At 47.8% G+C, this 15156-nt stretch carries 16 protein-coding genes; 1 reads left to right on the top strand and 15 read right to left on the bottom strand.

Features of this window, described 5'->3' with window-relative positions:
* Positions 1-247: 247 nt before the first annotated feature.
* Positions 248-796 (bottom strand): 2TM domain-containing protein, encoded by a 549-nt coding sequence (locus tag AC3WQ3_RS25645; protein ID WP_336784334.1) that lies wholly within the window; start codon positions 794-796, stop codon positions 248-250.
* A gap of 86 nt (positions 797-882) precedes the next feature.
* On the opposite strand from AC3WQ3_RS25645, the gene AC3WQ3_RS25640 reads away from it, so the two are divergent.
* Complete coding sequence (locus AC3WQ3_RS25640) at positions 883-1482, top strand: TetR family transcriptional regulator C-terminal domain-containing protein (protein ID WP_154896908.1); 600 nt, start codon at positions 883-885, stop codon at positions 1480-1482.
* Positions 1483-1624: 142 nt separating this feature from the next.
* Here the strand turns inward: AC3WQ3_RS25640 and AC3WQ3_RS25635 are convergent, their stop codons facing one another.
* From AC3WQ3_RS25635 to hslO, 14 genes are all read right to left on the bottom strand, one after another.
* Entirely contained in the window at positions 1625-2962 is a 1338-nt protein-coding gene (locus tag AC3WQ3_RS25635; protein WP_492474052.1) for a TrkH family potassium uptake protein, read from the bottom strand.
* Positions 2963-3120: 158 nt separating this feature from the next.
* Positions 3121-4632, bottom strand: coding sequence for a lysine--tRNA ligase (lysS, locus tag AC3WQ3_RS25630; protein ID WP_127540895.1), 1512 nt, complete (start codon positions 4630-4632; stop codon positions 3121-3123).
* Positions 4633-4756: 124 nt separating this feature from the next.
* Entirely contained in the window at positions 4757-5236 is a 480-nt protein-coding gene (greA, locus tag AC3WQ3_RS25625) for a transcription elongation factor GreA (RefSeq protein WP_095293395.1), read from the bottom strand.
* A gap of 244 nt (positions 5237-5480) precedes the next feature.
* A complete protein-coding gene (dusB, locus tag AC3WQ3_RS25620) occupies positions 5481-6500 on the bottom strand; it encodes a tRNA dihydrouridine synthase DusB (RefSeq protein ID WP_110756297.1) in 1020 nt (339 codons plus the stop codon).
* Between the two features lie 141 nt (positions 6501-6641).
* Positions 6642-6845 carry a helix-turn-helix domain-containing protein gene (locus tag AC3WQ3_RS25615; protein WP_095293384.1) on the bottom strand — a complete coding sequence of 68 codons (204 nt, stop codon included), beginning with the start codon at positions 6843-6845 and terminating at the stop codon, positions 6642-6644.
* Positions 6797-7345, bottom strand: coding sequence for a 2-amino-4-hydroxy-6-hydroxymethyldihydropteridine diphosphokinase (gene folK, locus AC3WQ3_RS25610; protein ID WP_492474051.1), 549 nt, complete (start codon positions 7343-7345; stop codon positions 6797-6799). Before folK ends, AC3WQ3_RS25615 begins: the two co-directional genes overlap by 49 nt.
* Positions 7346-7354: 9 nt before the next feature.
* On the bottom strand, positions 7355-7717 hold the full coding sequence (gene folB, locus AC3WQ3_RS25605; protein WP_095362233.1) for a dihydroneopterin aldolase: 363 nt from the start codon (positions 7715-7717) through the stop codon (positions 7355-7357).
* A 105-nt stretch (positions 7718-7822) separates the two neighbouring features.
* Complete coding sequence (folP, locus tag AC3WQ3_RS25600; protein ID WP_492474050.1) at positions 7823-8686, bottom strand: dihydropteroate synthase; 864 nt, start codon at positions 8684-8686, stop codon at positions 7823-7825.
* A complete protein-coding gene (locus AC3WQ3_RS25595; RefSeq protein WP_492474049.1) occupies positions 8683-9567 on the bottom strand; it encodes an aminotransferase class IV in 885 nt (294 codons plus the stop codon). Before AC3WQ3_RS25595 ends, folP begins: the two co-directional genes overlap by 4 nt.
* A 2-nt stretch (positions 9568-9569) precedes the next feature.
* Complete coding sequence (gene pabA, locus AC3WQ3_RS25590; protein ID WP_492474048.1) at positions 9570-10145, bottom strand: aminodeoxychorismate/anthranilate synthase component II; 576 nt, start codon at positions 10143-10145, stop codon at positions 9570-9572.
* Between the two features lie 47 nt (positions 10146-10192).
* Entirely contained in the window at positions 10193-11764 is a 1572-nt protein-coding gene (locus AC3WQ3_RS25585) for an anthranilate synthase component I family protein (protein ID WP_492474047.1), read from the bottom strand.
* A 140-nt stretch (positions 11765-11904) separates the two neighbouring features.
* A complete protein-coding gene (cysK, locus tag AC3WQ3_RS25580) occupies positions 11905-12843 on the bottom strand; it encodes a cysteine synthase A (protein WP_095293377.1) in 939 nt (312 codons plus the stop codon).
* Positions 12844-13193: 350 nt separating this feature from the next.
* Entirely contained in the window at positions 13194-14144 is a 951-nt protein-coding gene (locus tag AC3WQ3_RS25575) for a peptidyl-prolyl cis-trans isomerase (protein WP_492474046.1), read from the bottom strand.
* A gap of 23 nt (positions 14145-14167) precedes the next feature.
* Entirely contained in the window at positions 14168-15055 is an 888-nt protein-coding gene (gene hslO / locus AC3WQ3_RS25570) for an Hsp33 family molecular chaperone HslO (protein WP_336784343.1), read from the bottom strand.
* Positions 15056-15156: the final 101 nt, after the last annotated feature.

Here is a 15156-nt window from a genome sequence, read left to right as displayed (position 1 = left end):
ACCGCACCGTGTTTCTCGTGTTTTCTTGGCCGGAATTAGAATATACCATGTACAGATTTTTTATGCAAGTACTTTTTCTAAAAAATTATATTTACTACATACACTTCAATAACCAGATCATAATCACTTCCGATACTATGTTTTATTACCTGCCTGGATGTTAGGGCTATAATGGACATGTACAAACGGTCTCAATGAGCACATGTCCATCTGGTGATACGGACGTTCTGAATAATTGAAATATTCTCTACTCCACTTTCTTCATAGGCATCTTTCTGGGCCAAAGGGTATAACTGAAACTGATTATGAAATCGATGACCAATATAACTCCCCACACTCTTACGATGTTCACGAATGCTTCAGTACGGGCAGGATCACCAATCCACCAGATCATAATCAATAAGAAAGAACTCCCTATGATGTAGGCAGCCAGATGTCGAAACCATCCATGCCGTTCCTGACTTGCATGCTCGCTTCCGTATGCTTTCCTGCTGCGTGGTTTCTCTCCACCTCTAAACCAAAATAGAAAGTATCGATCTGCCCATGCAATCATCTGATGACCAAAAGCAATACTGACACCTATATATATGGCTGCGATGCCATGCACCGTACTCGCTGTAGCCCCTCTTTGCAGATCCATAACCGTAGCCACTAATAACAATAAATCGATAACAGGTGTCGTCATCAGTAAACCAACACCCAGACGCTTCATACCTAGCAGGTATCTTACAGATAGTCCGGCAGCAACGAAAATCCAAAAGGCAATTTCACATCCTATTATGAAATAGGCAATCACGATAACCCCTCCCTTTATAACACAATTGTGCTAAATACAATTTAACACGTTTGTATTATATTAAGCAACAGTGTTATAATTCACATATGCCTAAAATAGTAGATCATGACAAACAGCGACTCCTTGTTGCTGAAGCAGCTTGGCGCATCATACGCAGAGATGGCATGGAGCAAGCATCTGTCCGAAATATTGCTGAAGAAGCAGGAATATCTGCCGGTTCAATGCGTCACTATTTCTCAACTCAATCCGAATTACTCCTATATGCAATGAATCTGGTATCCGAAAGGGTATCAAACCGAATTAAGCAGATGTCGTTCAACGGTTCTCCTATGGAGAATATGAAACTTCTGCTGCTCGAATTCATGCCGAACACGGACGAAAAAATGGCCGAAATGGAGGTGTGGTTTGCTTTTACAGCCAAGTCTAAAACTGATCCGGCTCTCAAAGCACTCGCTGACAAGGTTTATGATGAAATCAGACAAGCTGTGGCTACTGTCATCACGTACATTGTTAAACTTAATCTCTCACGAGCTAACCTCAATGAAGAACTGGAGATAGAGCGTCTCTATGCCCTGGTGGACGGACTGTCCATTCACGCAGTACTCAGACCCGATCAGATGACCTCTGAAATTATGGAAAATGCTCTTTCACTACATCTTGCAGCATTGTGTCGTGCAGAAGAATAAAACTTTGTACTGTTTTATTACAACTAGACTTAACGAAACCTTGAACAACAGAAGACATGCCCATAAAACAAAAAAACCGCCAGACGTTTCGAGTCCACTTCCTGTTATTGCAGGAGGTAGACCGCTGTCTGACGGTTTTTCTCTATCCGATAATAATCCGGCCTTCCGGATGACGGTACAACTTCTTCTCTTTACGCGGACGAAGCGCATACGCAATGGTTAATGGTCCGATCCGGCCAACAAACATCGTAAAACAGATAATCAATTTTCCTATATCCGTTAATTCATGAGTCACCCCTACGGACAGACCCACCGTACCTATCGCAGAAGCAGCTTCAAACATCAGTGGCAGGAATGAGGCATCTTCGGTTGTAAGCAGGAGCATGACCACAATCATGAAGATGATTAACGAGACCATAATGATGGTCAATGCCCTCATGAGCAGTTCTTTGGGAACACGAGAACGGAAAAACACAATATCCTTATTGCCGCGGATCATGGCATATACCGCTCCAATCATAATCAGGAACGTCGTTGTCTTGATTCCGCCACCGGTTGAACCCGGTGAAGCTCCAATAAACATGAGCAGTATGAAGAAAAACTGAGTCGCCTGTCTCATCTCCGTTATATCAATCGAGCTTGTTCCAGACGATCTTGTAGACACAGACTGGAAGATAGAAGCATAGATCTTCTCGGGCCAGGTCAGCGAAGCAAGTGTATGTCCATTAGTGAATTCAAAGATAAACACCACAAGGGCTCCAATACCAATCAGCGCACCAGACACGGAAAGTACCAGCTTCGACTGAAGCGACAAACGACGACGTTTATGAAACTCAAACAGGTCATTTAGAACCACAAAACCGAGTCCACCAGATATAACGAGCACAGATGCAGTTAGGTTAAACAACAGGTCCCCGGTATAATGCTGAAAGCTGTTGCCAAACAGGTCAAATCCACCGTTATTAAACAGGGAAACCGAGTGAAATATCCCATAGTAGGCTGCTTGTCCCAGAGGCATTTCGGCTGCCCAGCGCAAAGCCAGGATCACAGCAGCCACACCCTCAATCGTAAAGGAAAAAATCAGTACCTTACGGATAATGCGCACAATACCTTCCATGCTGTCTGCATTAATGGCCTCTTTCAGAAGCAGTCTGTCTTTGAGGGATATCCGTTTACCCAGGACAAGTGCAAACAGCGTTGCAATGGTCATGAAGCCGAGTCCACCAAGCTGCATGAGTACCATGATGACAATCTGTCCAAACAGATTAAACGTCGTTCCTACATCCACAACGACAAGTCCGGTCACACAAGCTGCTGAAGTCGCCGTAAATAACGCATCAATGAACGCCAGATGCTCACCGCTTCGGTTTGAAATAGGCAGCATCAGCAGAATGGTACCAATAGAGATAATCAGTAGGAAACCGCCAACCAAAATAAGCGGGGGTGACAGAAATTTGGCAATGTGAAGCCTGAATTTCATGAAGGGCACCTCTTTTAACATAATACAATCTGTAATCAGATCAAAACGAACCAAGGAGCCTTGGAAAGCGTCCTATGTAAACCTAAAGAGGAACTTGCCCCAGCATGATACTGAATGGCAGGTTCCTCTTCTATTATGAACGTGTAATACGTTCCTTATTATTCTTGCGTACGTGGACGCATGTGAGGGAAGAGCAGTACGTCACGAATGGACGGTGAATTGGTGAGCAACATGATCAGACGATCAATCCCGATACCCAATCCGCCTGTTGGCGGCATTCCGTATTCGAGTGCACGAATGAAGTCGTCATCCATTTCGTGTGCTTCATCATTCCCGTGTTCTTTCTCCAGCAGTTGTGCTTCAAAGCGTTGACGCTGATCAATTGGATCATTCAACTCGGTGAAGGCATTCGCGTGCTCACGTCCAACGATAAACAGCTCGAAGCGGTCTGTGAAACGCGGATCTGCATCACTTTTCTTCGCCAGCGGAGAAATCTCAACCGGGTGTCCCATAATAAACGTTGGCTGAATTAGTGTTTCTTCAACAAACTGTTCAAAGAATGCATTCAAAATGTGGCCAAACGTCATATGCGGCTCTACCGGAACCTTGTGCTCTTTGGCCAGCTGGTGAGCTTCTTCATCTGTCATTTGCACGGAGAAGTCCACACCAACGACTTCCTTAACCGCATCTACCATCGTTACACGGCGCCATTGCGGAGTAAGATCTACTTGGTAGTCAGCATATTGGATCACTTGTGTTCCAAGCACTTCCTGCGCAATATGAGCAACCAGATTTTCGGTCAATTGCATGATATCTTTATAGTCGGCATAAGCCTCATACAGCTCAATCATCGTGAATTCAGGGTTGTGACGAGTCGACATCCCTTCATTCCGATAGACACGGCCGATTTCATACACTTTTTCGAGTCCGCCTACAATCAGACGTTTCAAGTGAAGCTCAATTGCAATACGCATGTACAGCTCCATGTCGAGCGCATTATGATGCGTAATGAACGGACGTGCAGCCGCACCACCAGCGATGCTGTGCAGTGTAGGAGTTTCCACTTCAAGATAGCCAAGGGAGTCCAGGTAGCGGCGCATCGACTGAATGATTTTGGAACGTGTAATAAAGGTCTGTTGTACTTCCGGATTCATGATCAAGTCCACATAGCGCTGACGATAACGCAACTCTACATCAGTGAGACCATGATATTTATCCGGAAGCGGGTACAGCGACTTGGACAGTACCTCCAAATCTTTTACTTTAACTGAAGTTTCACCGGTTTTGGTCTTGAAGACTACACCGCTAACTCCAACGATATCACCGAGGTCCAGCAGGCTGAAAGCCGCAAACTTGTCCTCAGCTACCGTATCCTGACGAACATAGATCTGGATTCTGCCGCTCAGGTCCTGAATATGCGCAAAGCTTGCCTTACCCATTCCCCGCTTCGCCATAATCCGTCCGGCAATACTGACTACGATCTGCTTCTCTTCCAGCTCTTCCTTGGTCAGTGTTTCATACTTCTTCAGAATAGAACCGGCTTCTTCGGTACGTACGTATTTTTGGCCAAAAGGGTCGATTCCCAATTTGCGGAGCTCGTCCAATTTGTCGCGGCGAATTTGCAAAAGCTCGCTAAGTTCGGTTTCCTGATTCAAGACTTCATCCGTCATGATCTATATTCATCTCCTTATTTACATTGCAGACATCCTCAGATGTATTCTTCCTCAAATGTTGAAAAAAGCTTCCCTAAGGAAGCTTTTGTCTCAGTGCCCGACTGCTTCATTACAATACTAACTATTGCTTCTTAATATCTACAATTTTATATTGAATTACGCCAGCTGGTACGCTTACGTCAACAACGGTGCCTTTTTTCTTGCCCAAAATGGCTTTTCCAACAGGGCTTTCGTTCGATATTTTGTTCTGAAGCGGATTGGATTCCGCGGTACCTACAATGGTGTACTCTGTAATATCTCCGAATTCCAGATCTTCTACAGTTACGGTTGCACCTACGCTTACCGCATCGGTATCAATTTCATCGCTGTTGATGATCCGCGCATTCCGAAGCATTTTCTCCAGAGTGATGATACGACCTTCAATGAAGGCTTGCTCATTCTTCGCATCTTCGTATTCGGAGTTTTCACTGATATCGCCATACCCGATGGCTACTTTGATCCGTTCAGCCACTTCGCGGCGCTTAACCGATTTCAGTGTTTCCAGTTCTTCTTCCAGCTTCTTGAGTCCCTCTTGTGTAAGGATAACTTCCTTATCGCTCATCTCAACCGATTCTCCTGTCATGGGAATAATTTGATTGCACGGGAACGGAACCAATGCTGAATACAGAGCTCCGACCGCATATATCTTCAAAACTATATGAAGTTCTCCAGAGAAACAGAACGTTCCTCCTGATGCACTAGCCTTATAACGCACATGGCGAATTTATACTGTGAAATTATAGGGGAACGGTCTCGAAAAGTCAATGTTACGCCCCTTATATCTGTAAACGTTTTACAGGACAGGATCAGGATGCATTTTCGGCTACTGCTGATTCCGCATCAACGTGCTCTTCATTTTGAATCTGGCCTACAAAGTTCTCCAAAATCTGTACCATCTGATCACGTTTAGTTCCTTCCATAATAACGTCCTTGATGCGTGCAGAGCCTTTCAATCCTTTCAGGTACCAAGCCAGATGTTTACGCATCTCCTTAACCGCTACGGCCTCATTCTTCAAAGCAATCAGACGATCCATATGGAGAATGGCAACACGGATTTTCTCTTCTGCACCCGGATCAGGGAGCAATTCGCCGGAACTCAGGTATTGAATAGTACGATACAGCATCCAGGGATTACCCAGTGCAGCTCGGCCGATCATGACCCCATCACAGCCCGTTTCGTCCAGCATGCGGCGTGCATCTTCAGGAGAAGATACATCACCGTTTCCGATCACCGGAATGGAGACTGCCTCTTTTACATTTTTGATATGGGACCAGTCAGCTGTACCTGTATAGAGCTGCTCTCGTGTACGGCCATGCACACTTACCGCCTGACCTCCAGCACGTTCTACCGCGAGTGCATTTTCAACGACGAAAATGTGCTCGTTATCCCAGCCGATACGCATCTTGACGGTCACAGGCTTCTCGACTGCGTCCACAACAGCGGATACCATATCATAGATTTTGTTCGGATCAAGCAACCAGCGCGCTCCTGCATCACAGTTCGTTACTTTTGGCACAGGGCATCCCATGTTGATGTCGATGATATCCGCGTTGGTTTCTTTGTCTACAATCTTGGCTGCCTCTACAAGCGCTTCACGGTCTCCACCAAAAATCTGCAGGCTAAGCGGTTTCTCCCGCTCATCTACAAACAGCATCTCACGTGTACGCTTGTTGCCATGCACGATGGCTTTGCCACTTACCATTTCCGCACATACAAGCCCTGTCCCGAATTCCTTTGCAATCAGGCGAAAAGCCGGATTACACACGCCAGCCATCGGCGCAAGTACGACCTGGTTTTTCATTTCAATGCCACCGATTTTCAGCATTTCTGTGTTTCTCTCCTTCTGAATACCGCGGATTCTTATATGAATCCCGGTCCTGGTGTGCTATATACAATCAACGATTAACGATATGTGTCTTCATAAAACAATTTATATACTCATGAGCGACTATATAGTGAATGAACTCTATTTACCCTGCATTTCTTCAACGCTGATGTTCAGCACGCTCGCAATGCGCTCCAGCTCCTGTTCGGATACCTTGCGGTTCCCCCGTTCAATCGTTCCCAGAATAGCAAGCGATATGCCAGTACCAGCTGCAAGTTCCTGTTGTGTTAAACCTTTCAGCTTCCGAAAGGCCCGGATGCGGCTTGCCAGTTGCACGTTTTCCAAAGCTGTATTCCATCCTTTCCATCAAGTACAGACAACGATGAGTGTACATAGGTATACAAGCCTGAAAGCTCGCCTTCAGGTACGATATCTGACAATGGAACAAGCACAAATGCCCGTTCGCCCATCCGCGGATGTGGTAATTGAAGCAATTCGGTATCCCGACTCTGCCCATTCATCCAGAGCAAATCGAGATCTACTGTTCGAGGACCCCAGCGAATATCGCGAACTCGCCCAAGCCGATTCTCGACATCCAGCAATTCGGTCAGGAGCTGCTCGGGAGTAAGACGCGTCTGTACTGCAGCAGCCATATTCAAAAATGAAGGCTGATCCACATAACCTACAGGCTCTGTCTCATATAGCGATGAACAACGAAGGACTTCTATATCAGGGTGTGCATCGAGTAACGTCAGCGCTTCAAGCAGCGTCTGTTCCCGGTCACCCAAATTGGCCCCTAAAGCAATATAAGCCTCTGAATGTTCAGAGGTCGAATGTGCAGTCATGATCGGTTCTCACTTTCTTGTGCGGCGAAGCTCTACCGTTACGCCCTCAAAATGAATATCAAACGGTGGATGCGGCTTCGTCACCTTAACTGTCAACGCATTGATAATAGTATAAGTGTCCAGTAACGAAGATGCAATATGTTCGCCCAAAGCTTCAATTAACTGGAATGATTTGTTTTCAACAATATGTTTCACAAGCTCATGAATTTCGGCATAATTAACGGTCTTGGTCAGATCATCTGTACGCCCAGCTTCCCCAAGATCCATATCCAATTCCAGATCTATGTAGTAGCGTTGTCCGAGCTTCCGCTCTTCTGCAAATACACCATGATATCCGTAATATTCCATCCGATGCAGCACCATTCTATCCATAAGATTCGCCCGCTTTCTATTATTATTGAGATTGTTTATTACTACTCGTTCGTTACCTCGTGCAAAACGCTGCGCTCCTAGAGCGGGTCAATCGGACCCGCCAGGTTATTTCCTCCGCAGACCCGGAGAGGTATACAACATGGCATCACACATATCCGCCGTCCTACGAATCGGCTTCACATCATGAACCCGAACCATCTGGCAGCCTTGGGCGATGCCGAATGCAACCGTTGCTGCCGTCCCTTCCACTGCGTCACTTGCCTGCACTTGAAGGGTGTTCTGGATGAATCGCTTTCGTGAAGTAGCCAGCAGAACCGGATACCCCAACTCATTAAGAAGCCCAAGGGAGGACATCAGAGTCAGATTCTCCGTAATATCCTTCACGAAGCCAATACCAGGGTCGAGAATAATCTGATCCGGTTGCACTCCGGCGTTCAAGGCAATTTGGATGCTTTCCTGCAAATCTTGAACCACATCATCCAGATAACTTGTGTAATCCCGCTCGGGTCTATTGTGCATTAAAATGATTGGACATCCCAGATCTGCAGCCGTGCGGGCCATATCCGGGTCTGCCTTGGCTCCCCATACATCATTAATGATGTGAGCACCGGATAGGATAGCCTGCCTTGCAACTTCCGCCTTATAGGTATCCACGGATATTGGGATATGCGGTGCCTGAAGCTTCAATGCTTCGATCACAGGTATGATTCGGCTGAGTTCTTCCTCGGCACTGACGGTCTCCGACCCTGGGCGTGTCGATTCGCCTCCGATATCAATCAGATCTGCTCCATCCTCCATCATCTGTATCGCATGGGCAACTGCCAGGTCTACCTGATTGTAGCGTCCGCCATCGGAGAAGGAATCCGGCGTAACGTTAAGGATACCCATGATCTGTGTCCGTGTACCAAGCTTGAGTTCAGCTGGCCCCCATGAATAGTTCCGTTCGTAAATGACTGGTGTGAGTGTCATGAAGTATACCCCGCTTTCTGACGGTACATACCCAGAAGTGCTGCTGTAACCGGGCCGATATGTCCGTTACTGATTATCGTTTCGTTTCCGTTCTGTCCTCGTAAAGTCGTAACCGGCACGAGCTCTGCTACCGATCCTGTCAGAAATATCTCATCTGCTTCCTGCAGCTCATTCCAGGTGAACAAGCCCTCGGCGCTCGCTAATCCCATATCAGCTGCAAGTTCCAGAACTGCTGCCCGAGTGATGCCTGGTAAAATCCCTGTCTCGATGGACGGTGTATGGAGAACACCCTGCCTCACCCAGAATACATTGCTGACAATGCCTTCCGCCACATGGCCTTCCCGGGTCAGCTGCAGGCCTTCCGCCCCTTGAGCAGGCTTACCGTATCCATTCAATTCCCGTTTGGCCAGGATGCTGTTCATGTAGTGCAGTGATTTGAATCGTATATTCCCTTCAGGTGTGTTGCGAACCGTCGATAAGCACTGAAGCATTTTGCCCTTCTCGTATAAGGATGGAGAGGGCTCAGGTAATGCTTTTGCAAATACAATATGATTGGGGCGTTCATAGTCCCCGGAGGGCAATCCTAGCGCAGCTTCACCTGCCGAAACTGTGTATCGTACGTAAGCATCCTGAAGCCCATTTGCCTGCAGCAGACGATCGATCCAGTCCTTCAGTTCCTCAACTGTCGTAGTAAATGGAATTCCAAGCTCCGCACAACCTGCGGCCATTCGTTCCAGATGGCGTTCCAGCAAGAAGGGGACGCCCTGATAAGTCCGAAAAGTCTCGAACAAGCCCAGTCCGTACAAAAAGCCGTGATCCGTTACCGGAACCACGGCTGCCGCCATATGAACCACATTTCCGTTTATCGCGGCGTACTGCATTCCTATACCTTCACCTTCTGGGACAGAAAGTTACGCAGCATCTGATGCCCATGATCGGTAATGATCGATTCAGGATGGAACTGAACGCCCTCAATGGCAAACTCCTTATGGCGCAGACCCATAATTTCACCTTCTGCCGTCTCGGCTGTGATCTCCAGGCAATCCGGCAAACTGCTGCGCTCTACAATAAGGGAGTGATAGCGGGTTGCCGTAAACGGGGAAGGCAGTCCTGCAAAGACAGACGTTCCATGATGATGCATTTCTGAGGTTTTGCCATGCATCATGCGATCTGCACGAATAACGTTGCCTCCAAAAGCCTGTCCAATGGCTTGGTGTCCCAGACAAACGCCAAAGATCGGAATACTACCCTTGAAATGATCGATGACAGCCAGACTGATGCCTGCTTCATTTGGGGTACAAGGTCCAGGAGAGATCAAAATATGATCAGGTGCCAATGTCTCAATGCCTGCCAAGTCAATCTCATCATTCCGGCGAACCTCCACCGTTTCTCCCAGCTCACCCAGATATTGAACCAGGTTATATGTGAAGGAGTCGTAATTGTCGATAACCAGTATCATATTCTTGTTCCTCCTCTTCTTCCGTCATGTAATGACGGCTGCTTCGATTAGTTTAGTTTGACTGATTCCGCTTGCTCACTGTAGTTCACGGCCCTCATCATGGCTCTCGCCTTATTCCGGCACTCCTTGTATTCCCGATACGGGTTGGAGTCAATAACAATGCCTGCGCCCGCTTGAACATAGCCCACTCCATCCTTGATGGCAAGTGTTCGGATGACGATGTTCAGCTCCATATTCCCACTGTAGTCCATCCACCCAATGGATCCTGTATAGGGGCCTCTCCGCACAGGCTCAAGCTCCTCAATAATTTGCATGGTCCGTACTTTGGGAGCCCCGGTAATCGTCCCACCAGGGAATGTGGCTGCAATGACATCGAAAACGGATAAACCATCGGCAAGCCTCCCCTCCACTTGGGAAACCAGATGCATAACATGCGAATACTTCTCGATGGTCATCAGTTCGGGTACATGAACCGACCCATAGGCTGCAATGCGCCCAATATCATTGCGCTCCAGGTCGACCAGCATAATATGCTCGGCCCGTTCCTTCTCACTGTTCACCAGCTCAGCGGCCATGGCTTCATCCTCGGCTGCATCACGACCTCTTCTCCGGGTGCCCGCAATCGGGCGTGCACTTACCTTGCCGTTATCCACTTTGACAAGAAGCTCCGGTGAACCACTCACCAGTTGAAAGTCCGGACTGCGAAGCATTCCCATATACGGCGATGGATTAACAAGACGCAGCCATTCGTATATATGCTCGGCAGTGGATTGGATTTGCTTTTCCTGCCGCAGCGAAAGGTTTACTTGGAACACATCACCCTGCCGGATATATTCCTGTACGGTGCGTACAGCCTGTTCGAAATCTTGTTGGGGAAATGATGTATGCCATCCTTCCGTTTCCCTGTCCGCCTCTTCCTGCTTCTGCGCCAGATGCATGTGCCTGCTGCGAAGCTCCAATGCTTGCTGCTGCTCCTCTGCCTGAGCATAGCCCACAATATGCAGCCACCGCTGCCGCATGGCTTCAGCTCGCTCTTCAGCTTCTGCATACAAGGCTTGAAGGTGTGCCTCGTCCGGTTCAGCTCTTAGCGGCAGATGGACCATACAATACAGTGCCTCTTGTTCGTGGTCATAGGCCCAAAGCTCTTCAAAACGCATCCACCAGTAATCCGGCAAAGCGGGATTGTCTTCAGCGAGCGTTGGCAGCTTCTCCAGTGATCTGGCTACGTCATAGCTGAGGTAACCTGCACTCCCCCCACCAAAATCAGGAGCCTCACTCACTTTAGGGGCACTGTACGGAGCTGACCACCTTTTTAACACGTCCAGCGGCTTACCCGTATCTGTGGACGTCAATCCATTTTTCAGATCATAGATGACCGCTTCATGTCCCTTGCCTGAAATAACGGATACCGGGTGCAATCCCAGAAATGTATATCTTCCGCCCTTCCCGTTCTCCAGCACCATGGAATAGGGCGAAGCCTGGTGCCAGGCTGCTTCCCATGTTAACGGTAAACCGCCATGAACCGGTCCCTCATCCGACTTGATCATGTACGGCATCATGGTCCATCCTTGTCTGGCCCACTCTGTCCAGTCGGCATATGTTGTCATCAGGTGTGTCATTGCGGTTAGCCGCCCTCCATCTGTCGCTAGTTCTATTGTCTGATAGTATACTAAAGCGCCGCATCTTTTAAAAGCATTCAGCAAAAAATCCCCCATACCCAGCATGTGGGTACGGAGGATTCATATCATTATGCTTACGATTAAGCTTCGAAGTTGTATAGTGGTGTGCTGAGGTAACGCTCTCCGTTACTTGGCACGATAACAACAACACGTTTGCCTGCACCCAGCTGTTTGGCTACTTGCAGACCTGCACGAATCGCTGCACCGGAAGAAATACCGGACAGAATGCCCTCTTCCTTCGCAACTTGACGGGCCGTTTCGAACGCATCATCATTCTCAATGTGAATGATCTCGTCATAGATTTCCTGATCCAGAATTTCAGGAATGAAGTTCGCACCGATTCCTTGAATTTTGTGAGGACCCGGCTTGCCGCCTGCCAAAATTGGAGACGCGGCTGGCTCTACAGCAACGATTTTAATCGAAGGGAAGGCTTCTTTCAATACTTCGCCTGTACCTGTAATTGTTCCGCCGGTACCAATCCCTGCAACAAAGGCATCCAATGTACCACCAACAGATTGAATCGCTTCAACGATCTCCGGACCTGTTGTTTCACGGTGGATTTTTACGTTTGCTTTATTCTTAAATTGCTCAGCCATGAAGTACGTTGGGTTTTCCTTAAGCAATTCTTCCGCTTTTTTGACAGCACCGTTCATTCCCTCGGATCCTGGTGTGAGCACCAGCTCAGAACCATAGGCACGAAGCAAGTTACGACGCTCCAAGCTCATCGTTTCAGGCATAACAATGACAGACTTGTAGCCTTTGGCTGCAGCTACCATTGCAAGACCGATTCCTGTGTTACCGCTAGTTGCTTCAATGATGGTATCACCTGGCTTCAGCTTGCCTTCTTTTTCCGCTTCTTCCACGATGCTGATCGCAATACGGTCCTTAACGCTCGAACCCGGGTTCTGATACTCAAGTTTCACGAATACTTCAGCACTGCCTTCAGGTACGATACGGTTGAGACGAACAAGCGGAGTACCTCCGATGAGTTCTGTTACGTTATTAACAACTTTAGCCATATGAATGCCCTCCTTAGTGGGATGAATAATACTTAAGTCCTGTTGCATGTATTGTGCGGCCGGAGCAGCCTCTTGATGTTATAGAAGAACTGCGGAAATCCCTTACTCCATCTGGCCCAAATGCCTATCCATGGAATGGATATGAGGTTTCCGAAGGTTTCTTAGGGTTAAATATCGCTTTTAATCCGAGTAAACGAGTAGGTATTTATTATTTTTATCTTATCAACGTTACACGCCATTGTCAATATGAGTACTCAAAAAAATACTCTGTCCTGGGCCCTAAGCCCGTAGACAGAGTATTTTTTATCACGGTGCAGCATCCCAAATAATTATCCATCGATCAGTAAAAATCAGGAAGCGGGAATTTCAGCGATAATCACGGCTTCATATTTGTTGCGCAGCCTCTCTTCCACCTGGGGAAGTGGATCAGCCTGGCTCAGAGCCAGCTGCATCCGGATATCTTCACGTACCTCTTCTGCGGATTGAACCTGGGCATCCTGCTTATCGTTTAATTTGATAATGGCATATCCATCTTCGACCTGTACTGGCCCAGCAATATCGCCAACATCCAATTGTTCAGCCAGGTTCATGACGTCTTCCGGCTGAAACGGATCATTCTGTTCAATCCAGCCAAGCCGCCCTCCAGCGTCACGGGTGAAGCTGTCTGTTGATTCAGCTTTTGCTATATCTTCGAAGTCTGCACCCTGCTCCAAAACATCCAGTAACGAATCGGCTTGCTCTTCATCTTCCACTATAATCATGGACAGATCGTATTTCTCTGGAGAGATGAAGTCCTCGCGATGCTCGTCCCAGTAATGCTCAATGTCTGCATCCTTGACCTGAATGCCGCTCGTAGCGATTTTCTCCAATAACAGCCGATAACCAGCTTCCAGCTCAAGCTCTTGTCTCGTCAGGCCAAGCTGGGACTTCATCTCGTCAAAGTATGCCTGCTCCGAATCATAGCCATCCATCGCAGCAGATAGTTCCTTCGCTATTTCCTTTGGAGTGACTGTCAGGTTCCGATCAAGTGCCTCCGCATAAACCGCTTTGCGGTTCAGCATCTGAAGGAGCATATCGCTCCCATAACGCCGTTTCAGCGCATCGGTCCATTCCTTGTCCGTAATGACCTCTCCGTTAATTGTGGCAATGGCGCTTCCTTCCTCCTGACCTGTATCATGAGGTGCATCTGCATCATCCCGACCTGATCTCATACCCTGGACAACCATTACCGTCCCCATCACCAGCATGCCGAGCGTCAGGACAATTACAGCTGTCCACAGCCCTTTTTCCTGTCTCGTCATTCCGCGTCCCGTCCCCGCTTATATCAGTTCTTGGCTTGTTCTAGAATGGTCTCGAGTTGTTCTTTATTGAAATCATAAGCTTCATTGCAGAACTGGCACACCACTTCTGCTTTGCCTTCTTCTTCGATCAGTTGCTCCATTTCATGCTGACCCAGACTGATCAACGTTTTTTCGACCCGTTCCCGGGAGCATTGACAGCGGAAGTGAATATCCATTCCATCCATAACCTGTACATCCGGCAGTACACGCTTCAGCAATTCTTCCAGTTCAAGCCCTTGCTCCAGCAGCGTTGTCACAGCAGGCAACGTACTGATGGCATTTTCAATTACGGTGATTTCATCGTCGGTCAGCCCTGGCAGCAGCTGTATAATGAATCCGCCGGAAACAATGACCGAATTGTCGGTATCTACAAGTACGCCAACGCCTACAGCAGAAGGTGTCTGCTCCGATTTGGCAAAATAGTATGTGAAGTCTTCGCCCAGCTCTCCCGAAACAATCGGTACACTGCCACGATAAGGTTCCTTCAGGCCGAGGTCCTTTGTTACGTTCACAAAGCCTTCTGTGCCCACAACTCCTCTAACGTCAAGCTTACCCATACTGTTGCTTGGTAAATGCACATGCGGATTCGACACATAGCCACGAACTTCCCCTTTAGCATTCGCATCGGCAACAATCTGTCCAATGGGACCGTCTCCCTTGACCTGAATGGTTAGCTTCTCTTCACCTTTAAGCATTGCACCCATGATGGCTGCAGTGGTTACCGTACGCCCCATGGCAGCTGTAGCCGTGGGAAACGTATCATGTCTTCTGCGCAATTCCTCAACCAACTCTGTTGTTTGGACAGCAAAGGCTCTAACCCGTCCTTCCATTGCTGTACCGCGAATCAAGCGGTCCTGTTTGTTGTTTTCCAAGTCATTCAGCCTCCTTTGGCGTATACTATAGTATCTCTGATACACGATATATAAATTGAATGTGATATTCGTTCAACTTATAAACCCGTTCAATTTACAGA

Source organism: Paenibacillus sp. FW104-T2 (assembly GCF_058789975.1).
Note: the sequence above shows the minus strand (reverse complement) of the source record. Positions and strands in the feature narration are given on the sequence as shown.

Excerpts from the sequence above, each read along its gene's own strand:
- folB (WP_095362233.1), bottom strand. The coding sequence starts at position 7,717 with ATGGATAGAATGGTGCTGCATCGGATGGAATATTACGGATATCATGGT.
- cysK (WP_095293377.1), bottom strand. The coding sequence starts at position 12,843 with ATGGCTAAAGTTGTTAATAACGTAACAGAACTCATCGGAGGTACTCCG.
- AC3WQ3_RS25575 (WP_492474046.1), bottom strand. The coding sequence starts at position 14,144 with ATGACGAGACAGGAAAAAGGGCTGTGGACAGCTGTAATTGTCCTGACG.
- folK (WP_492474051.1), bottom strand. The coding sequence starts at position 7,345 with ATGACTGCACATTCGACCTCTGAACATTCAGAGGCTTATATTGCTTTA.
- greA (WP_095293395.1), bottom strand. The coding sequence starts at position 5,236 with ATGAGCGATAAGGAAGTTATCCTTACACAAGAGGGACTCAAGAAGCTG.
- AC3WQ3_RS25635 (WP_492474052.1), bottom strand. The coding sequence starts at position 2,962 with ATGAAATTCAGGCTTCACATTGCCAAATTTCTGTCACCCCCGCTTATT.
- dusB (WP_110756297.1), bottom strand. The coding sequence starts at position 6,500 with ATGCTGAAAATCGGTGGCATTGAAATGAAAAACCAGGTCGTACTTGCG.
- folP (WP_492474050.1), bottom strand. The coding sequence starts at position 8,686 with ATGACACTCACACCAGTCATTTACGAACGGAACTATTCATGGGGGCCA.
- AC3WQ3_RS25640 (WP_154896908.1), top strand. The coding sequence starts at position 883 with ATGCCTAAAATAGTAGATCATGACAAACAGCGACTCCTTGTTGCTGAA.
- lysS (WP_127540895.1), bottom strand. The coding sequence starts at position 4,632 with ATGACGGATGAAGTCTTGAATCAGGAAACCGAACTTAGCGAGCTTTTG.
- AC3WQ3_RS25595 (WP_492474049.1), bottom strand. The coding sequence starts at position 9,567 with ATGCAGTACGCCGCGATAAACGGAAATGTGGTTCATATGGCGGCAGCC.
- pabA (WP_492474048.1), bottom strand. The coding sequence starts at position 10,145 with ATGATACTGGTTATCGACAATTACGACTCCTTCACATATAACCTGGTT.
- AC3WQ3_RS25585 (WP_492474047.1), bottom strand. The coding sequence starts at position 11,764 with ATGACACACCTGATGACAACATATGCCGACTGGACAGAGTGGGCCAGA.